A 21,608-nucleotide genomic window follows, 5' to 3' on the forward strand; every position below is an offset into this window, starting at 1 on the left:
GCTAAGGGAAGACGAGCGGAAGCAGCTAGTCCGCTAGGGGCTTGGCAACATGTCGCACCAACCCGGATCGAATTGCGTCCGCTCTTCGCGCCTTCGTCCCACAAGCTGACAGACCGCTGACGGCCCAAGAGCTGCCATCATTAAAGTACGATCTTAAAGCGCGTCTTGTGGACGCGCATCGCGCCTGTGATCTGACTTGGATGATGGTGGCAAGCTGGGGACAACGGCACCACAAACGAGGCTGTGTTGTAGGTGCAGTTGCGACCAATCGTCATGCAGCCGACACCTGCTCCAGCGATTGACGCCGCAGCCGCTGCCAGCATCTGGAGCACGCACATGCCGAACCGGGTCGGCTTAATCGACGCGGTGCACGGTCAACGCCGACCAGTCCAAGCGACCGCAGCCAGAGGACGTATCAATCGGCGAAGTTGGTGCTGCCGCGGAACAGGTCGGTCGCCCGCTCCTGACCATCATGCGAGGGCAGGTCGGCGGACCTTCACGTCAATCCGGATCGTCGTTTCTTCCCGACGAACCCTGTGCGGTCTTTTCACCGATGGGCGCAGTGTCGGCCGGTCAGTCATATGAGATGGCCGACGGGGTGAAGACCTTCGGTGGACGTCCATGGATTACCCGTTCTATCACAGACGTCGGGGCCGGAGCAAAGCAGTAAGTCAGTTCGGCTAGCCATCAATGGGGGGGCATCATTCCGGAGTTTTCGAAAGGGCGCGTGACGCCTTCCAGGCCGTCGCGGATGATGAGTTTGATCGTCACCTGGTTGGTGCTTGGTGCCGGCGCAGCTCCGACGGTTGATCCGCCCTGCCCACCGTTCTCGTCTGGTGGGCGTCCGGTACTCCGCGATGACAGGCTCCAGAAGGGGACGCGGCAACTGTGCTTCTCCGCCTTTGGCGTGCTGCACTCCTCAGTCACGAAGTCGCCCCTCTACTCGGCGGAGCTGCTTACGAGAGAGTCGGCAAGGCGAGCTATGGCCTTCGATTCTCGCGATAACCGCTTCCACCCCGAACCAAGGCTCCGCCCTCAGGACCGGGCCGATCTCACCGACTACGCGGGATCGGGGTTCGATCGAGGACACATGGCGCCTTCGGGGGACATGACCCGCCTCGAGGACGACTACGACAGCTTCAGCCTCGCCAACATGGTCCCGCAGGCGGGCGGCCTCAACAGAAGCGGGTGGGCTGCTCTCGAGAGCTATGTCCGGTCGCTGGCGGTCACCTTCGGAACGGTTCATGTCGTCACCGGTCCCGCGTACAAGGGGGCCAGCCTGCGGGTCCTGAATCGCCGCGTGCTGGTGCCGAGCCATGTATGGAAAGCGGTCTTCGTGCCGGGGCAGGGAGCAGGCGCCTGGATCGCGACGAACGAAGACGCCTCACGCTGGGACGTGGTCTCGATCGAGACGCTTTCCGAACGCACCGGCGTAGATCCCTTTCCCGATCTGCCGATAGCAATCAGAGGCCGGGTTCCCGCATTTCCGGTCTTCGGCGTTGGCGAAGGGTCGAGCCCAGGGAGGCAGAAATGATCAAGCCGTTCTCCGACGATGAGCAGTCCTCGTCCATAGACGATCTTTCAGTAGAGAACGGAAAGGAAGTGGTCGTCCTCTCGGGCAGTCTGAAGGTCACCAGGGACAGGATCGGTCTGAACCGTGCGCGGGAACTCAAGCGGCTTGTGGATGCTGTAATCTCAACTCTTGAGTCGGATGCCGGACTGCCCGAAGAGGTCGAATTGGCGAACCGCGTCGACGAGGTGCCGAATCCGTTCGCGTGATGGAGCGCCGAATTGGACCCGGCCCGCATTTTGTTTCATTTCGTGCCGAAATTTGCGTTGGATCAGGCCGTAAACCCCTTTTACGTCCGTGCCTTACGGTTTAGGCAGCCTTCCGGCTGACAGGCGGAACAACCGCTCCGGCCGCAAGGGGGATCATGTCAGGGGGAATCGCTGCGGGGGCGGCGAGCATGGAAGGTCGATTGGGGACCGGTCCGTCGGGCCGGCTCTCGACCCGACGTAGAAGACTGCGGGCAGGGACCTTGCACGTCGACGAGGCAGGTCGCTTCTTCGTTGCCGGCGATGACTTCCAGTCGCGTTTGGTCGATGGAGTGCTTGGTGCCGAGGACGTCGGTTTCCTTCGATCGATCGGGCACATGCCCTCGAACAGTCTGGAGGAGCGTGCATTTCAGCTGGCCCGCGCTCGTCGGCGGTGCGTCGCTGAGCGGCTCGACTACCTCATCCTGGTCCCGACCCTCCGCTGCAATCTGGCCTGCAGCTATTGTCAGGTCTCGCGAGCCCATCTGAACGCAAGGGGTTTCGACTGGTCCGACGAGACATTGGCGGCTGTACGGACGCTTGTGCAGGATCTGACGGCGCCGGCCGTTAAGATCGAGTTCCAAGGAGGGGAGCAGACCGCGCACGTATCCGGCACCATCGTCCTCACGTTCGCGTTCGAGCTCCAGCTCCAGCTCCAGCTCCAGCTCCAGCTCCAGCTCCAGCTCGCGGAACCAGCGCAGCACGCCCGATTCTTCGGTGCTGCCGTCCTCGCCGGCAATCACGACCAACCCGTTCTCGGCGTATTCGCCGCCGACCACGACCGCCATCACGTCGGTCGTTCGTCGGGTGCAGATCGGTTTGCAGGCGCAGGGCTACTACCATGGTGCGCTCGACGGCGTGGTCGGCAAGGAGACCAGGGCGGCGCTGGTGAAGTTCCAGACCGACCGCGGCTTCTCCGTCACCGGAACGATCACTCCTGAGGTCCTCGATGCGCTTCGGATCCGCGCGGCTTAGCGCCGTCACCCACGCCGCCGCTCTGGGGCTGGGCGCGATGCTGGCGTGGGTGGCGCTTCCTCTCTGGCGCGAAGGCGTCATGCGCGTGAACCAGCGCAGCTACGGTCTTCTCGTCGAGCAGTGCGATGGCGCAATGCGGGATCACTATCAGGCGAAGATGCGGGCGTCGGACGAGCCCTCGCGGGAGACCGGGCTTGCGCTGGAGGCGGGAGAGGTCGGGCTGATCGTGTGCCAGGACTACGACATCTACCAGAAGCGTCTGATGCAAGCCGACGATGGCGAGGATCCGGCAGGCATCGCGCGGCAGGTCGATCCCATAGACCGCGGGTCCGTGCCCTTCGTTGAGGCAGCTCTGCAGGATAAGCAGCCCGACGAGCGTCTTGCCTGACCCGACATTGAGCTTGATGACCGAATCGCGTCGATCGCGATCGTCGAACCAGGCGTCAAGGACGTCGGACTGAACGTCACGAAGGAACGAGAAGCCGGGAGCCTTGTCGAGGGTCAGGAAGATGTCGCGCGGGTTGGTCGGTGCCTCGTCGTCGCCCCCGAGCAGCTTGTCGAAATCGATGTCCATCGTCACTCCTGCGGCACGGCCCGCAAACGTCATAATGCAAGATGGTCGGCCTGGAAGCTACGCCGCCGAGGTCGCCGTCGCGTGCTGGATAGCGGCTACTGGCGTTTGGACACCCGACCCGCTATCTTTGGTCCGAAGGATGGTTCGATGAGCGCCGGCACTTACAAGGTTTCCTATTCCGCACTGGCGCAGCTGGCGTTGCTGCCGGCAGCGGAGAAGGCCGAGCTGACCAGGCTGTTCTCCAGCAGCGACATGCACCAGCCCGAGCTGACCCGTGCCACCAGTGACGGTCGCTTCGTATCGAAGGTCGGCAGCAAGCGCGTCCTGTGGCGGCGCGCAGCGCGTCAGAAGCCGGAGATCCTCTCGATCGTCGATCAGTCCTTCGCCCGAGCCTGATGAGCGCGTTCGACAGCATCAGCTTCAACCTCACGGACGCCGACACCCAACTGACCAGCTTCAAGGGCTGGCTGACGGGAAAGGGGTATGTGGGTGAAACTGAGATCGTCGCCGAGATCAAGGCGCGGCCGCACATGGCCTGCCTGCTCGCCTCGACGCTGGGGCTCGAAGCGCCTGATATGATCAAGTTCGAGCTGGCGCTCAAAGGCATGTTCAGGACCGATCTCGTGCTGGGCAACCATGGGTCGCGCAAGTTCGGGCTGATCGAGTTCGAGGACGCGCTGGAGAACAGCATTTTCAAAAAGGGGACAATTCAGTACCGCTTCTGGGCCCCCCGTATCGAACATGGCTTCAGTCAGGTGATCGACTGGGCGTGGGTTCGCCAGGATCATCCGAGCGATACGGTGTTGGTCAACGGGTTCGGTGGACCGATCACGACCAGCTCTTACGCGGTGATCTGTGGGCGCGACAGCAGCCTCCGCGACGATGTCGAGCGCAAGCGCTTCGCCCATCGCCGCTCGTCGCTCAAGGTTGAGGGTCATCCGGCGCTGGTGATGACCTATGACGAGATGGTCCGGGCGATGGAGGACAGTCTCGCCGTCCTCAAGACCTGGATCTGACGGCCGCTCGGGAAGGTCGCTTCAGAAGAGCGCGTCGACCGACGCAAATACAGCGCCGGTTTCCGCCGCGTGGCGAACCTTCGCCGCAATCAGCCGATCGGCCCCGATCCGCCGGGTCAGCGCGTCGTAGAGATCCTTCCCCTCGACCCCGATCACCCGCTTGCCGCGCCCGAAGGCATGCAGCCCTTCCTCGGTGAACCCTTGAAAGCTGATGAACACGCCGCGCGCCCAAGACGCCTTCTGGTCGAGCTTGCCCTGAAAGGTGTGCAGTTCGGCCGCGCCAACCCTTCGGTTGAGCCACTTGGCCTCAAGAAGGTAGGTCTCGCCGGCGAGCTCGAAGCTCCCGTCGATCTGTTCGCCGTGGAGCCGGAACGGTTCGCGCGGGCGGAGGCGAAACGCATCGAACAGGTCGGTCAGGAACCGCTCGAACTCGTACCCGCGCTGATGCGGCTCCATGTCCCGGATCGCAAGCAATCGGTTGAGCAGCCGCTCAAAGTCGATCGTGTCAAGCAGCGGCGCCGGCACCACATTGACCGGGGTCGGCGGAGCGGTGCCCTCCAGCTTGGCGATGAGTGCGGCGACCTGGCCAGCGGCGCGCGGCATCGGATCGGGTGTACCCGAGGAGCGGAGCGCCTCTCGATGCTCCCACAGCACCCGCAAGGTCCGCGCGGCGGTACCATCATCGACTTGCCCGAGGAAGCAGCGCAGGCGCTTGCCTTTCGAGACGCCATCGACCGCATATTGCGGTGCGTCGATGTCGACCTCGAGCTCGCGCGCGAAGAAGTCGGTAAAGGTGCGATTGGAGAAGTCGAGCACATAGCCGCGCTCACCGCCCCGAAAAATCTCATCAATCAGGCTGAGATCGACCGATCGCAGGCCATTCACCGCGCGACCTCGACCGTGGCCCCGAGTTCGAGGTCCGCCCAGACGCGATCGGTGGTGAGCGCAACGGCATCGCGACTGATCGCCAGCGCGAGGCACAAGCGATCGCCGAGCGAAAGCCCGGCGCTACGGGTGCTGTCACGCAGGAGCCCGGCCGTGGTCGCCTGTGCTTGATCGACCGGCACGACCTCGACATCGAGCTGCCCCATGATTTCGAGGATCTGTTCGCGCGGGGTGCCGCGGTCGACCAGCTTGGCGACGACCTCGGCATGGTTGGCTGCGCTCAGCAGCGCGCCACTCATCCGTTCGGCAACGTGATCCGCGCCGGGCTCGTTGAAGAACGCCGCGAGCAGCGCCGAGGCGTCGAGCACATAGGGCTTGTCAGTCACGCGCAGCCTCGGCGCGACGATCAGCAATCAGTTCATCGGCAACCGACCCGTTCGGCAGTGCATAGGGCTGTAGCATGGCCTGGATGCGCTTCAGCACGTCACGCCGCGGACGGACGTGCAGCTCACCGTCGACCACGCGCATGACCACCTGATCGCCGTCCGCCAGCCCAAGTTCCCGGCGAATGTCGGATGGCAGCTGCAAACGCCCGCCGCTGACCAGTCTACCATTGTGTGCGTTCATCTGCTGATTGCTCTACGTTGATACAGATTGGACACGATAATACAGCCTCCGGTCGACGCCGACAATCGGTCATGTCCGGCGACATGCCGAATTGTAGGTTTTCCTGAAACGGTGGACGGAACTGCCTGTGCATGGCGCGCCCTAAAGCAGTAGACGTTTGCCTGAAACAGTGGACGATCAGCTTCCCGGTTAGGCCGATCCTAGTTTCCCCCCGCGTTGAGAAACATCGGAAAGAAGCTTTTCTGGCGTTTGAGCTTCAGCACGTCTCCGACACCGATAGCGTTCGCGCTGCGGCGCTCGCCGCCCCCAGGCGTAATGACCTGGACATCAGGGTTCTCGATTATCGCCTGATGCACATCATCGGTGTGGGCTGGCGTCGCGTTGTATATGCCCTCGTAGAAATCCCCCACTTCGATGACATCGCCGGACTCTGAGATCAGGCGCGGAATATCGACGAGCAGCTGGTTGCGGGCCTCTTCGCGACCGGAGAGATCGAAGAGGTACAGCGCGCCACCATCGTGGCTCGGATCGTAGGACAGCATGTTGAGCCCAGACCGACCGAAGTGCGCTTGGGTGGTGCTGTTCTGATGGAGCACATTGTTATATACTTTTCGGGCGCGGTAGATGTTCGCGAAGTGGATCAGCCAATAGCGCCATCCACCCGGATTATTGATGGAGAATGGACTTACGAACGGCGCGCAGGTCCGGAACGTCTCAAACACAAGCCGCTCCGCGGCGCCAAGCCACAGGTTCTTGCTCATCGCCCCTTCGAGCTGCTCGAGATCGGTAGCTTCGATCCCGAACGGACGAAGTTGGGCGGCAAGCTGCACCGGGTCCGATTTCTGCAGGAAGGAGAGCAGCGCTTCGATAGCGAACGTGTAGAAGATCTCGACAGAAGGATTCGACCGCATGATGTCGAGAAGGGTGGTACGCTCGACGTGGCTATGGCCGCATTGGTCGAGGTTGAAGATAAGGTTGCGATAGCGTCCCTGTGCGAGCAGCTTCTTGATCGTGGGGTATGCCGTCTCGAAGCTCTCGGTCAGATATTCGACGCGGAGATGAAGCCGGGGCACGTTGTCTGCGATCTCGGCCTGAAGCGGCGCAACGTTGGCGCGCAGGCTGTCGATCGCTGCCGGGCTCTGGTCGTTGAGCACGAGCAAGCACTCCATTGACACAAGGCCGAAGCCCTGTGCCGCGCGCATCGTGTTGATGGTGTCGATTGCACGCTGCGACTCCTCAATGAAGATGAGCGGCGAACCTGGCGTGCCGCAGGTGTACCGGCCACCGCCCGCGAAACCATCGACGATCGCCAGCCGGAATTGGGTCTGCTGAGGGAGCTGACAGCGAACGCCAAGATACTGCGCGAAATACTCGCGGAGGATCTTATGCTTGCGTCGGGAGTGTTCCTCGAGCGCTGCCCCGCTCGCCCAACTATAGGTTTCTCGGCCATGCAATCCTGTCGCTTTCGGGCTGATCATAAAGCGGTTATGAAACCGCTGGGCATTTCATCCCAAGTCTGACCACGGTACTCGCGCCCGTTCGCCTTCTTTGACCGCTTCTTGTTGTCCTTGCCCCAAGTACCCCATTGTTTGAAGAAGAAGGCTGTCTCGTAGGCGATGCACTGATCATGGATCTCATCCACCCAAGCCTCGCGGATCGGTCGCGCTGAACGGCCACTTTCACCGCCCACGATCGCCCAATCGATCCCTGTCAGATCGATCGCGCCGACCGGCCCGATCAGCGGCTCGAACGAGATGAAGCGGATGGCTGCCGGCACCGCGCGAAGGTGGTCGACGCGCTCCACAACCTCGGCATCCTCGATACTGGTGCCCAGCCAGACATTGGGCAGCACCTCACCGATCAGTCGGCTGACCACCGCTGCCATGCGCTCAGGGCGCTTGGTGAGAATCTGATAGTGATGGCGGGGCGTCTCGCGCATGACGTGCCATACCGCCTGGATAAAGGCGTCGCTGACCTCTTCATGGAACAGGTCGCTCATTGAATTGACGAAGATCTTACGCGGTTTTCTCCAACGGTATGGGATCGCCAGGGCGGCCTGATCTTCGCGCACGACACCCTGCCATATAGTTCGCCGGCCGCTGCGCCGTGTGAGTCCGGCGTATTTACCGACGCCCATCGCTTCAAGACGCCGTGCCATGTCCATCGCATAGCAATGACTGCAGCCGGCGCTCACGATCGAGCAGCCGGCGACCGGGTTCCAAGTCGCGTCAGTCCATTCAATCTCGGTTTCAGCCATGCTCCACCGGTCCTACGCGCGTCGCAGCTGGTGTACTATATCGAGAACGGACAGAGAACAGGAAGGATGGGCGGAGCCGATGCAGCCTTGGCAACCGTGCTATCTCATCTGAATCGTGAACCACACCAACTTCGTGTCGGTTGAGGCGCATTAGCGCGTGCTGTTCGATCACATACGCCCCTTCTGCATCGCCATCGACCGGACCGTACCCAGAAGCACGAATGTGCAACTACTCCGCAAGCGGCCGCACATTGGTGATGGTGATGCCAACGTCCGCGCTCGCCAGCGGGCCATCGGTCGTGAACATCTCCGCCTGCAGGTCGATCGCCAAGGCAAGGCACGCTCGGTCACCAAGCGAGAGGCCAAGCGCCTTCGTCGACGGCCGGAGGTCGCCTACTATCAGTGCCTGGGCAGGAGAGAGCGGCCGGACGTCGAGGTGAAGCCCGCCAAGCGCCTCACGCACCTCGTCGAGCGGCAATCCTCGGTCTCGAAGCTTGGAGACGACCTCGGCGAGGTTGGTCGTTCCGATGATGCTACGGGTCAGGACGTCCGCTACCCGATCCGCCCCGGGCTCGTCATTCAGCAGGCAGAGCAGGGCGGGGGCGTCGAGGACGACCTTGCTACTCACGCTCCGCCTCGCGCCGGCGCTCCGCAATCAGCTCGTCAGCCAAGCCGACGCCTTCGGGCACATACCTGCGCAGGATCGCGCGAGCACGTTCAAGCGCTCTAGGTACTGATCGTACCCGCAACTCGCCATCGTCCACATCGACGAGAACGGTGTCACCCGTGGCGATCCCGAGCTCCCGGCGCATAGCCGCCGGGATAACGAGCTTACCACCATCCACGATCTTGACCCTCTGTGCTTCCATCTGCACTGAACTCGCTTGGCTGACCCGATCACCAAAATGTACCGCATGACGTCGCTGATGCATAGCACGAAGGAGGGCACTCCTACGCTCTTGGTGATCAGTGCTCGTTCATGTCCGTGCCCAGTAGCTACTTAGGCCTGGTTTGTTGAGCTAGGCTCGACAGGATCGGCGCTTGCTATTCCGAGCCGGTTGCCGCAGCACTGGCTCACATGGGTGTACCCAACGGAGCCAACATGAGTACGACAGTCCGCGCTGCTCGCGTGTACCTGCGCGTCAGCACCGACGAGCAGGATCTTGAACGACAAGAGGCGATGGTCGTGTCCTCGCGTGCCGCGGGGTATTATGTCGCAGCTGTTTATCGCGAGAAGGCTTCCGGCGCGCGTCCTGACAGGCCCGAGTTGCTTCGCATGATAGCCGACCTGCAAATGGGCGAAGTGGTTATCGCCGAAAAGATCGATCGGATCAGTCGCCTGCCGCTGGCTGAGGCGGAGAGGCTCGTCACCGCTATCCGCGACAAGGGAGCGAGGCTAGCCGTACCAGGAATCGTGGATCTTACCGATCTTGCCGAGGACAATGGCGGGGTGACGCGCATCGTCCTAGAGGCAATTCAAGACATGTTACTGAGGGTTGCGCTTCAGACCGCTCGCGATGATTACGAACTGCGCCGCGAGCGGCAGCGGGAAGGCATAGCGATCGCCAAGCGGGAGGGACGCTACACCGGTCGAAAACCAGACTTGGCCCATCATCGCCGCATCGTCTCACTTCGTGAGGCTGGGATGAGCATAGCGAAAACGGCGGCGCTGGCGGGTTGCAGCATCGCACAAGTCAAGCGCGTCACAGCCCTCCACCGGGCGACCAAGCAGAGCGATGCGCGTCCGACGATACCGTGAGACAGAGCCGGATGATTTGATTTGACCTTTGAATAGTTCTGCCAAGATCGAAAGAGGCTGCAGCGTTGCCGCTGGGACGATCAAGCAGGCGTCAAGGCTGCAGCAGAGATCTCAATTTCCGGCCCGCCGTGGCGCAAGGCCGATCGTGGCCGTGCCGCGCCCCCATACCGGCAGGTAGACGCCTTGCCCCGCCGCCTTCAGCTGGCCCGTCCGCACGTCCGTGATGCGGGCGCGCACGATCAGGTCGCCGATACGCTTCTCGTCGATCGCACGGGTGATCTTGCCGAACAGCTTGTCGAAATCCTTTTCGAAATTCTGGGTCAGCGCGGCTGACACAGTGCCAGATATGCCGGGAGTGTTGGCAAGCTTCAGCAGCAGGCTTGTCCGGACCGAGTCGGTCACACTGGCGACGGTGAGATCGTCGAACGCGACACGGCGATCGTTGACGGCGTTGCGCGGCGTGGCGGTAAGCCAGATCGTGCCCCGCGAAGGCTCCCCGCCTTCGGCTGCCGCGCTGAAGCGAAGCCCGACTGCGATCTTGCCGCCCGTCGTGCCGTAGATGGTCACTTGGTGGAACTGCGCGCGCACGGCCCCGACACCGGGCACTTCGAAGGGGCGGCGCGACCGCTTCACCAATGCCTTGGCGAGGACCGGCTCCAGCTGACGATAGTCGGCGATGACGGGTATGGCGAACAGGATGCGGCCGGGTCCGGGCTGCGTGCGCGTCATGTCGGGGAGCGGCCGGCGCTGCGGATCAGGTGGCCGGTCGCCGACGAACGTCTCCGTAACTGCCGTCAGCCCTAGAGCCAGGTTCACCCGGTTGCGCGAGATGGTGTAGCCTCCGTAGCTCAACTGCCGGGGCGTGATCCGCATCCACACCGGCGGGTTCGCCCGGTTCAGTTGGACGGAGGTGAACGCCGACCCCCAGACCTGCGCGACCTGCTCGCGCAGCTGCAATCTGCCGAGTTCCTGCGGCAGCGAACGCTCCAGGCGCGCGACGACGCCGGCGAGCTTGGCGTCAGCCTTGCTGGTGAACTCGATGCGCTGGCCAAGGAAGTCGACGTGGGGCTCGTCGGTCCAGTCGTAGGCGATCGACACCGTGCCGCGCGGCGACCAGTCGCGGGCGATGTCGAGCCTGATCACAGCCCGGACGCGGGCGTCCGCCTCGGCCGTTTCCCGGCTGAGTACGCCTCCCACGTCGCGCGCGCTGATCGCGGCGTGAAGCGGCATGGTGACAATGATCGTTTTTCCCGAGCCCTCCAGCACCAGCGGCCCTCGGACGACGGTGCCGGTGATGCGGCACTGGATGGCGGGCGTCTTTATCTTCGCGAAGAGGATCTTGACCTTCTTCGGCGGAAGGCAGGTCTGCCCCGGCTTGTCGATCGACCAGAGGCGACGTGGAATCGCCTGTTCGAGGCTTCGGGCCAGCTTGTCCAGGTCCGCGACGATCGGCACATCGACGGTGGACGTCTGCGGTGGCACGTTGATCGTGTCCGTCGCTCGCGGCGGCGCCTGGCGAGGCGTTCGGTCGCAGCCAGCGAGGCAGGCGACGCAGAGCAGGACGGATGCGATCGAGGCACTCGAGACTTCGCTCCTGCGCAAGAAGGACCCGGCAGTCCGGCCTGGCGCTTCAGCTTTTGACGCTGCCGGCGCGGGAACGGTCCCCCTGGCCGTCGTGTTCTTCATCGCCGCGCACCTCCAGCCGTCCGAGCGGCCATCCATCCAGTGGGTTCACCAAACGAGTTTAGAGAAAGGGAACCGTTCCGTTTCCTTATCGTTCAGCTCGTTGATTTCGGTCAACGCCTCACAACACCAATGGAGGATCTCAATGAAGACTGCGATAGTGGCTGCGTTGCTCACCCTGGCGCCGATACCAGTGTTGGCGCAGGCCGTTTCGCCCGCCACTTCGGGAACGATGACCAGCGCCGACGTCGGCGTTTCGCCGATCGCGAGCCAGAGCGGACCCAATTACGTGCTCGCGGCGGCCGACGCCAACCTTTACCAGATCAAGGCCGCGCAGCTCGCCGCGACACGCGCGCAGCGGGATGACGTCAAGGCCTATGCCAAGCGCGTGCTGGCGGAAACGCAGAGCAGCCACCAGGCGCTACTTGCGGCGCTGAAGAACGATCAGCGCACGATAAAGGCGCCGCCCTCGAGCCTGTCCGCCGACCGAGCCGCCCTGCTCAAGCTGCTCCAGAAGGCGCCCAAAAGCGCGTTCGACAATCTGTATCTGACCCAGTCCGCGCAGGTCCAGCAGGCCGCATGGGCCGTGCACAAGGGTTACGCGCAGGATGGAACCGATCCGGCGCTGCAGCAGGTCGCCGGCACTGCGGTCCCGGTGCTGGAGAACGAGCTCACCACTGGCAAGTCCCTTACCCCCTCCGGGCTTGCAGGATAGGTGAAACCGGCCGGGCCAGGTCGATGAAGCCCCCCTTCGACCTGGTCCGGCATCTGTTTGCGGCGATCACTGTCTGGAGTGCAGCCGGCGGAATTGCTCCCGTGCTTCGGCGCGCATGAGCTGCTGCATAACAATCCAGTAGCCCGTGACGGCTGTTTCTCCTGCCGCTTGGTAAGCGTTCGCCATGTTGCTCCTGAGATGCTCGAAAAGCGCGTTTTCTAGCGCTCGTCCCTTATCGGTCAAAGAAAGCAGCTTCTGACGACGATCGCGCTCCCCGACCCGTCCGGAGACGAGCCCGCGATCCATGAGGTCCCTCATGACCCTGCCAAGCGATTGCTTGGTGACGCTTAGAACGTCCAGGAGTTCGCTGACGGAAATTTCGGGATGCCTCCCCAAGAAATAAAGAACGCGGTGGTGTGCCCGCCCGAGGTTCTGCTTAGCCAGCTCGGTATCGACATGAGCCAGATGGGATCGGTGAGCAAAGAACATCAGGTCCATCCCTCCCCTGATCGCGTCATCACGCAGATACTGGGCAGGTGGCGGCAGAAGCGGCGCCGTCACGCGGTCAGGCCCCTCCCTGGCATGGCTGCAAGACCGTCACTGCTGGCTCCATCCCAGTCCTATCGCCTTCTGCAAGGCGATGAATGCACGATCAAGTTCACCCGTCGCTTCCAGGACCGACTGATCAGCAGCCAGCGCCGCGCGTTCGGCCTCGATGGATGTGGTCAGCGGGATCGCCCCCTGCTCGTATCGCTGCTTGGCGTAGGTCGCCGACTGCCTGGAACCATCCCGGCTCGCGATGCTCGAAAACAGGTTACGTCGCTGATTGCCGAAGCGGGTCAGGCTGGTTTCCGCATCGGACAGCGCGCCGAGAACAGCCTTCCGATATTGTGCTTCAGCCTCGTCACGGTCGGCCCGCGCCTGTTCGACCCGGGCACGATTGCGGCCGAAGTCAAGGAAGCTCCAGCTGATCCGCGGCAGCAGCAGACCCGCTACGCTGTCAGGATCGACCGCATCGGCAATATTTGGACCACCCAGGCCGATGATGCCCATGATACTGACCGAAGGGAACTGCCGGGCAATGTTGACGCCAATCTTTGCGTTCGATGCCGCCAGCTGCCGCTCGGCCGCGCGAATGTCTGGGCGGCGCCGAAGCATGGCGGCGGGATCGCCGATCGCGACAGTCCCGGGGATCATCGGAATCGGAGCGGGCGCGGAGAGCGCCGCGTCGTGCGCACCGGGCTCGTCGCCGGTGAGCAGGGCAAGCTGGTCCAGCGTGGTCGCGATCTGTCCCTCAAGCGGCAACAGTCCCGCCTCCGTGCGAGTCAGCTCGGTCTTCAGACGCACCACCTCGTCGCGCGATGAGGCGCCGCGCTGCTCGCGCTGTTGCAGCAGGGCGAGTGATCGCTGCTGAAGCTGCGCGGAGCGGCGCGCCAGGATCAGGCGCTGCTGGAGTTCGCGCAAGGTCACATAGTTCTGGGCCACCTCCGCCGAGAGACGAACTTGCGCATCAGCTCTATTGGCTTCGGCCGCCTGAGCCTGGGCCTCGGCACCTTCGGCCGCGCGGCGCCGTCCGCCGAAGAGATCGATCTCCCACGACGCATCAAGGCCGGCATTGTAGAATTCGGCCCTGATACGATCGGATTGCTCGCCCTGCGTCGGCAGCGCGAGCGAGCCTGCGGGAAGATCGGCGACGATCGCAGTGCCCGACGCCGAGACGGTGGGCAGCTGGTTCGCGCGCTGTTCGCGCAAGCTGGCGCGCGCCTTGCGGATGCGCGCCTCCGCGATCGCCACGTCGGGATTTGAGGCAAGCGCGCGGTTGATCAGCGTCGTGAGCTGCAGATCGCCCATGCCTTCCCACCAGCGCGCAACAGGGGCTTGCGGTGACGTGACTACCTGATCTGCGCGGCGAAATGTCGTTCCGGGACGCTCGCCGCTCGCGACGCCCGGCGGGCCTCCATAATTGGGTCCGACGACGCAGCCGGTCAGGAGGGCGGGCAGAATGGCCCAGCTAAGTCGCTTCATCAGTGCATCGCCATCTGCGTGTCGGAGGAGATCGGGCGGAGGAACAGCGCCAGCGGGGTAGTGATCGCAATCGCGACGCCGAGCGCGAAAAACAGATCGTTATAGGCCATGACGGTAGCTTGCTCGAGGAGCTGCCCGGCAAGCTGCCTATAGGCGCCCGCTTCGCCGGACGGCATGGACATGGCCTTCGCGAACCACTCCTGCGTGGTCGCCGCGTTGGCCGACACCGTCTCCCCTAGCCGATTGAAATGCAGGAAAGTCTGCCGGTCCTGGAGGGTCGCCATCAGGGCGAGGCCGATCGATCCGCCAAGGTTCCGTCCCGCGTTGAACAGCGCGGACGCGTCGCCGGCATCCTCGGGCGCCACGGCGCTGATCGCGGCCTGGTTAAGGAACATCATGGCGAAGATCTGCCCGAAGCCGCGGACGAGCTGGGAATCCCTCAGATCGCCCCCCGCCGATTGTGCGGTGAGGTGCCAATCCATGGCGCAACTGACGCCGATCAGCGTCATCCCGACGAAGACAGCCAGCCGGACATCGAGATATTTGAACGCGAGCGGCAGGAACGGCATCAGCATCAGGGCAGGGATGCCGGAGACGAAGACCACCTTGCCCGATTGCAGGGCGCTGTAATCCGCCATCGACGAGAGGAATTGCGGGATCAGGAAGGTCACGCCGTAGAGCACGACGCCGATGACAAGGCTGAGGACGAAGACGCTGCCGAACGACCGGCTGAAGATCAGCGACAGCTTGAGAACCGGATGCGCGGAGCGGACCTGTCCGATCGTGATGAGCGCAAAGCCGAACACCGTTGCGATCGCGAGCTTCACGATCATCGCGGACTCGAACCACATCTCGCGCTGTCCCTCCTCCAGCATGACGGTGAGCGCTCCCAAGCCGATCGCGAGCCCCGCGATCCCGAACCAGTCGGCATGGCGCAGCTGGTCGAGCCGCAGCTTCTCGTGCTTGAGCCCGAACAGCAGGAGCAGGACGAGCCCGGCACAGACCGGCACGTTGAGGAAGAAGGCATAATGCCAGCTGTAATTGTCGGTGAGCCAACCACCGATGATCGGCCCGAGCACCGGGCCGAGGATCGCGGTGCCGCCGAACGCGGCGGTGCCGATCGGCTGCTGTGACGGGGGCAGCCGCGTCGCGATGATGGTCATGGCAGTCGGAATCAGCGCACCACCGGTAAAGCCCTGGCCCACACGGCCAGCGATCATCATCGGCAGCGTCGTCGAGATGCCGCACACGACGGAAAAGCCGGTGAAGCTGATCGCCGCGCCCAGCAGGAAGTTGCGCAGACCGAACAGGCGCACCAGGAAGGGGCTTAGCGGGATCATGACGATCTCCGCCACGAGATAGGAGGTCGCGACCCAGGTGCCCTCGGTGCCGCTCGCGCCGATTTCGCCCTGGATTGTGGGCAGGGCCGCATTGACGATCGAGATGTCGAGAAGCGCCATGAACGACCCGATCGTGCCTGCAGCGACGGCAAGCCAGTCGCGCAGGCCGGCGCGTTCCGCCGCCATCAGCGCGCGCCCTGCGTCTCGCCGCGCTTCAGCCGCTCGGTTTCCTGCTTGATTCGTTCCCGGCTTCCCTTGGCGCCGATCGTGTCGACCGTCACCTCCACCGACAGTCCGGGACGCAGCACCCGCCGCGCCTCCGGACCCGCCTCGATGCTGATCCGCACGGGCACGCGCTGGACAATCTTGGTGAAGTTCCCGGTCGCGTTCTCGGGCGGGATGAGTGAAAACTGCGCGCCCGTCCCCGGAGAAAAACTGGCGACCCGGCCTCGCAGTTCGGCACCGTCCAGTGCATCCACCTTGATGGTCACGGGCTGCCCGACGCGCATCAGCGCGACCTGAGTTTCCTTGAAGTTCGCCTCGATGTAGAGTTGATCGACTGGCACCACCGACATCAGCCGGGTCGCCGGCTGGACATATTGCCCAGCCCGGACGGCCTTGTCGGCGACAACGCCGTCGATGCTGCTGCGGATCTCGACGGCCCCGAGGTCCGTCGAGGCGCGCGCAAGCTGCGCCTGCGCGGTGCCACGCTGCGCCTCCGCCTGACCGATGCGAGCCGCTTGGGTTGCAACACTGCGACGGGCGGCGAGGTAGGCCGCTCGCTGCGCGCGCAGCTCCGCGGCAGCCCGGTCACGCTGAAGCACCAGGCTTGCCAGCCGCTCACGCGATTCCGCCCCTGTCCGGGTGAGCGGTTCGTAGCGTCTTACCTCGTTCTCTGCCGCTGCGGCGGCAGCCTCGGCGCTCGCGACCTGGGCGGCCGCCTGGGCGACCGTGGCCTGTTGCTCATCAAGTGTCCGGCGCGCAGTGGTGATGTTGGCGCCGGCTGCGGCGATCTGGGCTTGCGCCTCTTCGACATTGGCGCGGTAGTCGCGAGGATCGAGCACGGCGAGCAGCTGACCGCGACGGACAGGCTGGTTGTCGGCGACGAGAACACGCTCGACATAGCCGCCCACCTTCGGCGAGACGGTCACGAAGTCCGCGCGCACATAGGCGTTGTTGGTCGACTGCAGGAACTGGCCGCTCGCGCGGTAATTCATGTACCAAACGATAGCCGCGATGATGCCGGCGACAAGCGCGGCGATGAGGACGTAGCGAATGATGGGGTAGCGCTCGAGAAGCGACGGCTTCTTTTCGCCATTCATCTCCTCGGAACCGTCCTCCGACCTGGATTCTGGGTGAAAATTCGCGTCCGGGTCGTCATGTCTCACTTTGTTTTCGTGGTTCTCAGCCCGATCGTCAGCCACCCTGCCGTCCCGTCAAATGTAAACCGAACCGTAGCATAGTCGGAGCTCGAGAGTAACGCTACAGACATTCCGGGCGTCGCACATATGACGCCCGAATGAGTCGCGTCGGGAAGCTAATCCGACGCTGGCCAAACCACGTTCGAATTGTGTCTCGCCGCCACCCAAGATGTGACGGTCGGTATGTGCAGATCCTGATCTCGATCTGGCCGGGCGCCAGCCGACGCGAAACGTCGGCCTTCGGCAACTTCCAGGTGTCAGGCCAAAGTCCCAAGAAAAGGCCGCTCTGTTTTGCCAGAGCGGCATGGGGAGGTTCTGCAATAGTCGGAACCTGGGATGTCAGGCCCTGAGCTCAGTCAAACTCTGTGTGACTTCACCATAGCCAGCATCGAGCGGAATGGTCAGAACGCGCTCTCCGTCCCGTGTCTCGATCTGCGGGAGCACGGTGACCAGCGGACGTGCCTCCGCTCGGGCGAGGCAATCCGCTGCGCTCTCGGCCTCGGCCAGCAGCTTCACGTTCATCAAGGTGGGGAAGATCACGGTTCGGGCGCCGCTTCGGGCGAGGTCCAGGACCGACTCTGGCGCGATCCACTCGGCATCGACCGTTTCATGTCCGTCGCAGATCGCGACCTGGTCGGCCGGAGCGGGGGCAGCGTAGAACCAGGTGTCGAACCGCTTCGGCATCATTTCTGGAGTGATCCAGCGGGCGAAAACGGTCAGGGCGGTCAGCGAGAGCTTCACCCCCAATCCGGCGACGACATCGAGGAAGGCGAGTTCCCCGGTATCGACCTTCCGGCGGGCCTCGGCGTCGCATACACTGGAGAAGCCGCGGCCGTCGGGATAGTTGGCCAGCAGGATCCCCGCTTCCTCGAACGCCTCGCGGATGGCGCCGATGCGCAGCGCGCGCTGGGTCGCGTCGATTTCGTCCCACCCGGTTACGTGATCGCGCCAGCGCGGATCGTCGTCACCGGGGTGCATCTTGCCTCCCGGGAACACCAGCGCTCCCGAGGCGAAATCGATCTGGTGGTGTCGTCGCACCATGAGCACCTGATATTCGGGCACATCCCGCAGCAGCAGGATGGTGCCGGCCGGTCGCGGCTCGGCCGGAGTGCGCCTGGCGTCCGCCGACGCGGTCTCGATGCTCATGATCTCTCCTATTCTCTGCACGGTCATGTCGCGATGCCGCCGTCCCGCATGAGATACGAACCGCGACCGCTGGCGAGCAGCACGTCGTCGGGCGAGCGCACCTCGCTGTCCGCGACCGACAGCGTCCGTCCTATCTTCACGACGCGCGCGTGGATGTGAAGCGGGCCGCCGCTTGCCGGACGGTGATAATCGACGTGGAGCGACGCGGTGGCGCTGACCGCACGCGTCCTCGTCAGCAGGACATACATGCCGGCGAGATCGATCAGGCTGGCGAGCACGCCGCCATGCACGGACGGGATCCGCGGATTCGATACGATCTCGTCGCGCCACGGCATGCTGAGGTGAAGGACACCGTCTGTCACGTCCTCGACGCGAAGCCCGAGCCAGGCGTGGAACGGCGCGATCGAGAGCGCGCCTTGCAATGCGGCGCCCGCCAGCCCGTTCGCGATACCCGAGGATGCCTCGTCAACCATCTCAACGTCCCTTGAAAACGGGTGTACGCTTTTCCATGAAGGCGCGCGGACCTTCGCGCGCGTCTTCAGTTCGGAACACCGGCGCGGCGAAGCCCGACTCGAGGTTCATGCCTTCGCTCTCCGGCCGCCCGATACAGGCGCGCGCCGACGCGCGGATCGCCTGCACCGCGATCGGGCCGTTGGCGGCGATCCGTCGCGCGAAGTCGAGCGCCGCAGGCAGCACCTCCTCCGGCGCAACGACGCGGTTGAGGAAGCCATAGTCGAGCGCGGTTCCGGCATCGATCAGATCGCCGGTGAGCAGCAATTCCATCGCGCGCGCAAAGGGAAGCTGGCGCGGCAGTCGCACCGTCGATCCCCCGCCCGGGAAGATCGCCCATTTGACCTCCTGCACGCCGAAGCGCGCGGCGCTCGATGCGATCCTGAGATCTGTACCCTGGACCAGTTCCATGCCGCCTGCGATCGCATGCCCGTTGATGGCGGCGATCACCGGCTTGACGACGTCAAATGTGCGCAGCAGCGCGGTGCCGAGAATATCGCGGTCAGCGAGCACGCGGCGATCCCACTCGTCCTCCGGCGGTCGCCCGCCGCTGACGAGCGGGATAAGGCGGCCGAGGTCGGCACCCGAGCAGAAGGCGTCGCCGGTGCCGGTCACGACCGCGACGCGGATCTCGGCGGCGTCGCGCACCCTGCTCCAGCAGTCGGCCAGTTCCACCAGCATCTGCGGATCAAGCGCGTTGCGCGCCGCGGGTCGGTTGAGATGGATGATGGCGATATATCCATCGGTTTCCATCCAGGCTGCGTTGTCGGTCATCAATTCCCCTCCCGCGCTTTAACATTATACCCTTTTAATAGCCTTGCAAGCCGGCGACGGCAGCAATTTGCCGCTGGACAAAGATAAAGCAGTGGAGCAACATAAAACCATGATAAGGATTCATTGATGCCGGACGTGGATGAGCAGGGCGAGGCGCTCTCGTTCGCAAGGGGCAAGCGCGCGCTTCGCGTGGCGCAGGCGATCGTGCACGACATCGAGGCCGACGCACGCCAGGTCGGCGACCGGCTGCCTCCGGAGCACGACATGCTCGCGCGGTACGAAGTCGCCCGCGCCACATTGCGTGAGGCGCTGCGTTTTCTGGAACTGCAGGGCGTGCTCCACCTGCAGCCCGGTCGAGGCGGCGGGCCGGTGGTCGCGCGGCCGCAGATTGGCGATTTCACGAGTTCGCTTGCGCTCGTACTGCACTTCGTCGGCACCGACCTGCGCGCGCTGATCGAGCTGCGCGAGGCGCTGGCCCCGCGGGCGGCCTCTCACGCTGCCCGGCGCGCAACGGCGGCGGATCTGATGGCGCTGGCAAGCTGCTTCGCCGATCTCGAGCAGCAGGTGGAATCGATGCTGTTCGAGGAAACCAACCGGCGCTTCCACGACCTTCTGGCATGGGCGAGCGGCAATCCGCTGTTCGGGTTGCTCACGTCCGCGCTGCATCTGCTGACCCGCGACCTTTCGCGCCAGCTCGGCTATTCCGAGCACGAGCGCGAGAACCAGGTTCGTCGCCTCGCGCGCGTCGTCCATGCGGTGCGGCTGCGCGACGCGGTCACGGCGCGGCGCGAGATGGAACGGCTCGTCGAGGGATCGGCGGAGTATCTCGGGCGGCGCAGCCCCGACCTGATGGATCAGAAGGTGCGCTGGACCCAGGCGTTCGAGGCGTAGCCGCCGGAGTAGATCAGCAACGAGAACGATGTGGGAGAGACGGACAATGGCCCTGAACAGCCGAATCTGCGGGATGCTCGGCATCGACTATCCGATCGTCCTGGCCGGCATGGGCGGGGCAAGCGTCCCGCGACTGGCGGCGGCGGTGTCCAACGCGGGCGGGCTGGGCGTGCTCGGCGCGGCAGCGTGCTCACCCGAGCAGCTCCGCGCGTGGATCCGCGAAACGCGCGCGCTGACCGACAAGCCGTTCGGCGTCGACACGCTCCTGCCCGCCTCGGTGCGGCGCGGCTCGGCGCCGCAAACCGGGGCCGCGCCGGCGGACCCGCGCGCGGTGCTCGCCGACTATCAGGCGTTCACGCGCGACTTCATGGAGCGCGAGGGGCTGGAGATCGTCGCGCGTGATTCCGGCCGCGCCGTCACGGAGGGTGCGGCAAACGGCGGCGCGGCGCTGTTCTCCAAGGAGTTCTTCGAGGCCCAGATGGAGGTCGTCGTCGAGGAGAAGGTGCCCGTCTACGCGGCGGGGCTCGGCAATCCGGGGCCGTGGATGGATCGACTCCACGCCAACGGCACGGTCGTCATGGCGGTCGTCGGCAAGGTGAAGCACGCGCTGCAGGTGGTGGAGTCGGGCATCGACGTGATCGTGGCGCAGGGGCACGACGGCGGCGGGCATAATTCGCCGATCGGCACCATCTCGCTCATCCCGCAGGTCGTCGATGCCGTGGGGGACCGGGTGCCGGTGCTCGGCGCTGGCGGCATCTCCGACGGGCGCGGTGTGGCCGCGGCCTTCATGCTGGGCGCCGAGGGCGCCTGGGTCGGCACCGCGTTCCTTGCGACGGAGGAGGCAGGGATCGAGGACTTCCAGAAGGAAGCGATCGTCGACAGCGGCGATGCCGATACCGTGGTAAGCCGCTCGATCACGGGCAAGCCTGCCCGCATGATCCGCAGCAAGTGGGCCGACGCCTGGGTGGCGGCGGGCAAGGAGCCGCTGCCGATGCCATACCAGTCGATGATCGCCGGTCCGGTGATGGCGTCGGGCATCCGTGCGAAGCGCAAGGACATCATCCCGGGCTTCGCCGGGCAGGGCATGGGGCTGATCCACGCCGTGCGCCCCGCCGCCGAGGTGATGCGCGACCTCGTCGCCGATGCCGAGCGCGCGCTCGGCCGCGCGGCGGGCCTCCGCTGAGGGTCGCGGCTG

The 21,608-nt window shown here is 64.4% G+C and carries 26 protein-coding genes; 10 read left to right on the top strand and 16 right to left on the bottom strand.

The window, feature by feature from the left end; genetic code table 11:
• Window positions 1-754: 754 nt before the first annotated feature.
• Both LQ954_RS13825 and LQ954_RS13830 read left to right on the top strand, forming a co-directional pair.
• Window positions 755-1,534: a DNA/RNA non-specific endonuclease gene (locus LQ954_RS13825; RefSeq protein WP_231023809.1), complete on the top strand. Its 780-nt coding sequence runs from the start codon at window positions 755-757 to the stop codon at window positions 1,532-1,534.
• Entirely contained in the window at window positions 1,531-1,779 is a 249-nt protein-coding gene (locus LQ954_RS13830) for a hypothetical protein (protein ID WP_231023646.1), read from the top strand. Before LQ954_RS13825 ends, LQ954_RS13830 begins: the two co-directional genes overlap by 4 nt.
• A gap of 158 nt (window positions 1,780-1,937) precedes the next feature.
• Here the strand turns inward: LQ954_RS13830 and LQ954_RS13835 are convergent, their stop codons facing one another.
• Window positions 1,938-2,603: a hypothetical protein gene (locus tag LQ954_RS13835; RefSeq protein WP_231023647.1), complete on the bottom strand. Its 666-nt coding sequence runs from the start codon at window positions 2,601-2,603 to the stop codon at window positions 1,938-1,940.
• Window positions 2,604-2,622: 19 nt separating this feature from the next.
• Here LQ954_RS13835 and LQ954_RS13840 point away from each other — a divergent pair, with 19 nt between their 5' ends.
• From LQ954_RS13840 to LQ954_RS13855, 4 genes are all read left to right on the top strand, one after another.
• Complete coding sequence (locus LQ954_RS13840; RefSeq protein ID WP_231023649.1) at window positions 2,623-2,790, top strand: peptidoglycan-binding domain-containing protein; 168 nt, start codon at window positions 2,623-2,625, stop codon at window positions 2,788-2,790.
• Complete coding sequence (locus LQ954_RS13845) at window positions 2,765-3,178, top strand: hypothetical protein (RefSeq protein ID WP_231023650.1); 414 nt, start codon at window positions 2,765-2,767, stop codon at window positions 3,176-3,178. Before LQ954_RS13840 ends, LQ954_RS13845 begins: the two co-directional genes overlap by 26 nt.
• Before the next feature lie 333 nt (window positions 3,179-3,511).
• Window positions 3,512-3,760 (top strand): hypothetical protein, encoded by a 249-nt coding sequence (locus LQ954_RS13850; protein WP_231023651.1) that lies wholly within the window; start codon window positions 3,512-3,514, stop codon window positions 3,758-3,760.
• Window positions 3,760-4,380 carry a Shedu anti-phage system protein SduA domain-containing protein gene (locus LQ954_RS13855; RefSeq protein ID WP_231023652.1) on the top strand — a complete coding sequence of 207 codons (621 nt, stop codon included), beginning with the start codon at window positions 3,760-3,762 and terminating at the stop codon, window positions 4,378-4,380. The genes LQ954_RS13850 and LQ954_RS13855 overlap by 1 nt, the downstream gene beginning before the upstream one ends.
• 21 nt (window positions 4,381-4,401) lie before the next feature.
• On the opposite strand, the gene LQ954_RS13860 is transcribed toward LQ954_RS13855, so the two are convergent.
• From LQ954_RS13860 to LQ954_RS13890, 7 genes are all read right to left on the bottom strand, one after another.
• Window positions 4,402-5,265: a restriction endonuclease gene (locus LQ954_RS13860; RefSeq protein WP_231023653.1), complete on the bottom strand. Its 864-nt coding sequence runs from the start codon at window positions 5,263-5,265 to the stop codon at window positions 4,402-4,404.
• Window positions 5,262-5,678: a type II toxin-antitoxin system VapC family toxin gene (locus LQ954_RS13865; protein WP_231023654.1), complete on the bottom strand. Its 417-nt coding sequence runs from the start codon at window positions 5,676-5,678 to the stop codon at window positions 5,262-5,264. Before LQ954_RS13865 ends, LQ954_RS13860 begins: the two co-directional genes overlap by 4 nt.
• The gene (locus LQ954_RS13870; RefSeq protein WP_231023655.1) at window positions 5,644-5,892 is read right to left on the bottom strand and encodes an AbrB/MazE/SpoVT family DNA-binding domain-containing protein; all 249 of its coding nucleotides are present in this window, start codon (window positions 5,890-5,892) and stop codon (window positions 5,644-5,646) included. The genes LQ954_RS13865 and LQ954_RS13870 overlap by 35 nt, the downstream gene beginning before the upstream one ends.
• Before the next feature lie 200 nt (window positions 5,893-6,092).
• Window positions 6,093-7,370, bottom strand: a complete 1,278-nt coding sequence (locus tag LQ954_RS13875; RefSeq protein WP_085811330.1) for a three-Cys-motif partner protein TcmP — start codon at window positions 7,368-7,370, stop codon at window positions 6,093-6,095.
• Window positions 7,367-8,149, bottom strand: a complete 783-nt coding sequence (locus tag LQ954_RS13880) for a DUF5131 family protein (RefSeq protein WP_085811331.1) — start codon at window positions 8,147-8,149, stop codon at window positions 7,367-7,369. The genes LQ954_RS13875 and LQ954_RS13880 overlap by 4 nt, the downstream gene beginning before the upstream one ends.
• Window positions 8,150-8,378: 229 nt before the next feature.
• On the bottom strand, window positions 8,379-8,777 hold the full coding sequence (locus tag LQ954_RS13885; protein WP_144037345.1) for a type II toxin-antitoxin system VapC family toxin: 399 nt from the start codon (window positions 8,775-8,777) through the stop codon (window positions 8,379-8,381).
• On the bottom strand, window positions 8,770-9,081 hold the full coding sequence (locus LQ954_RS13890; protein WP_330999980.1) for an AbrB/MazE/SpoVT family DNA-binding domain-containing protein: 312 nt from the start codon (window positions 9,079-9,081) through the stop codon (window positions 8,770-8,772). Before LQ954_RS13890 ends, LQ954_RS13885 begins: the two co-directional genes overlap by 8 nt.
• A 170-nt stretch (window positions 9,082-9,251) precedes the next feature.
• On the opposite strand from LQ954_RS13890, the gene LQ954_RS13895 reads away from it, so the two are divergent.
• Window positions 9,252-9,908 carry a recombinase family protein gene (locus LQ954_RS13895; RefSeq protein WP_046408804.1) on the top strand — a complete coding sequence of 219 codons (657 nt, stop codon included), beginning with the start codon at window positions 9,252-9,254 and terminating at the stop codon, window positions 9,906-9,908.
• A 111-nt stretch (window positions 9,909-10,019) separates the two neighbouring features.
• On the opposite strand, the gene LQ954_RS13900 is transcribed toward LQ954_RS13895, so the two are convergent.
• Entirely contained in the window at window positions 10,020-11,390 is a 1,371-nt protein-coding gene (locus LQ954_RS13900) for a DUF4403 family protein (RefSeq protein WP_231023657.1), read from the bottom strand.
• Window positions 11,391-11,736: 346 nt separating this feature from the next.
• On the opposite strand from LQ954_RS13900, the gene LQ954_RS13905 reads away from it, so the two are divergent.
• Window positions 11,737-12,306 (top strand): DUF4142 domain-containing protein, encoded by a 570-nt coding sequence (locus LQ954_RS13905; protein WP_046408753.1) that lies wholly within the window; start codon window positions 11,737-11,739, stop codon window positions 12,304-12,306.
• 66 nt (window positions 12,307-12,372) lie between these two features.
• On the opposite strand, the gene LQ954_RS13910 is transcribed toward LQ954_RS13905, so the two are convergent.
• The 7 genes from LQ954_RS13910 to LQ954_RS13940 form a co-directional block, all read right to left on the bottom strand.
• Window positions 12,373-12,867, bottom strand: a complete 495-nt coding sequence (locus LQ954_RS13910) for a MarR family transcriptional regulator (RefSeq protein ID WP_046408752.1) — start codon at window positions 12,865-12,867, stop codon at window positions 12,373-12,375.
• 36 nt (window positions 12,868-12,903) lie between these two features.
• Window positions 12,904-14,331, bottom strand: a complete 1,428-nt coding sequence (locus LQ954_RS13915; protein ID WP_046408751.1) for an efflux transporter outer membrane subunit — start codon at window positions 14,329-14,331, stop codon at window positions 12,904-12,906.
• Window positions 14,331-15,857 (bottom strand): DHA2 family efflux MFS transporter permease subunit, encoded by a 1,527-nt coding sequence (locus LQ954_RS13920; protein WP_046408750.1) that lies wholly within the window; start codon window positions 15,855-15,857, stop codon window positions 14,331-14,333. The genes LQ954_RS13915 and LQ954_RS13920 overlap by 1 nt, the downstream gene beginning before the upstream one ends.
• The gene (locus tag LQ954_RS13925; protein WP_046408749.1) at window positions 15,857-16,993 is read right to left on the bottom strand and encodes an HlyD family secretion protein; all 1,137 of its coding nucleotides are present in this window, start codon (window positions 16,991-16,993) and stop codon (window positions 15,857-15,859) included. Before LQ954_RS13925 ends, LQ954_RS13920 begins: the two co-directional genes overlap by 1 nt.
• Before the next feature lie 438 nt (window positions 16,994-17,431).
• Window positions 17,432-18,238, bottom strand: coding sequence for an NUDIX hydrolase (locus LQ954_RS13930; protein ID WP_046408748.1), 807 nt, complete (start codon window positions 18,236-18,238; stop codon window positions 17,432-17,434).
• 23 nt (window positions 18,239-18,261) lie between these two features.
• On the bottom strand, window positions 18,262-18,711 hold the full coding sequence (locus LQ954_RS13935; RefSeq protein ID WP_046408747.1) for a PaaI family thioesterase: 450 nt from the start codon (window positions 18,709-18,711) through the stop codon (window positions 18,262-18,264).
• Between the two features lies 1 nt (window position 18,712).
• On the bottom strand, window positions 18,713-19,522 hold the full coding sequence (locus tag LQ954_RS13940; protein ID WP_046408802.1) for an enoyl-CoA hydratase-related protein: 810 nt from the start codon (window positions 19,520-19,522) through the stop codon (window positions 18,713-18,715).
• A 126-nt stretch (window positions 19,523-19,648) separates the two neighbouring features.
• On the opposite strand from LQ954_RS13940, the gene LQ954_RS13945 reads away from it, so the two are divergent.
• Both LQ954_RS13945 and LQ954_RS13950 read left to right on the top strand, forming a co-directional pair.
• Complete coding sequence (locus LQ954_RS13945) at window positions 19,649-20,413, top strand: FadR/GntR family transcriptional regulator (RefSeq protein ID WP_046408746.1); 765 nt, start codon at window positions 19,649-19,651, stop codon at window positions 20,411-20,413.
• 46 nt (window positions 20,414-20,459) lie between these two features.
• Window positions 20,460-21,596: an NAD(P)H-dependent flavin oxidoreductase gene (locus LQ954_RS13950; protein WP_046408745.1), complete on the top strand. Its 1,137-nt coding sequence runs from the start codon at window positions 20,460-20,462 to the stop codon at window positions 21,594-21,596.
• Window positions 21,597-21,608 lie beyond the last annotated feature (12 nt).

Origin of the sequence: Sphingomonas sp. IC-11, assembly GCF_021043365.1 — a bacterium.
GTDB lineage: Bacteria > Pseudomonadota > Alphaproteobacteria > Sphingomonadales > Sphingomonadaceae > Sphingomonas.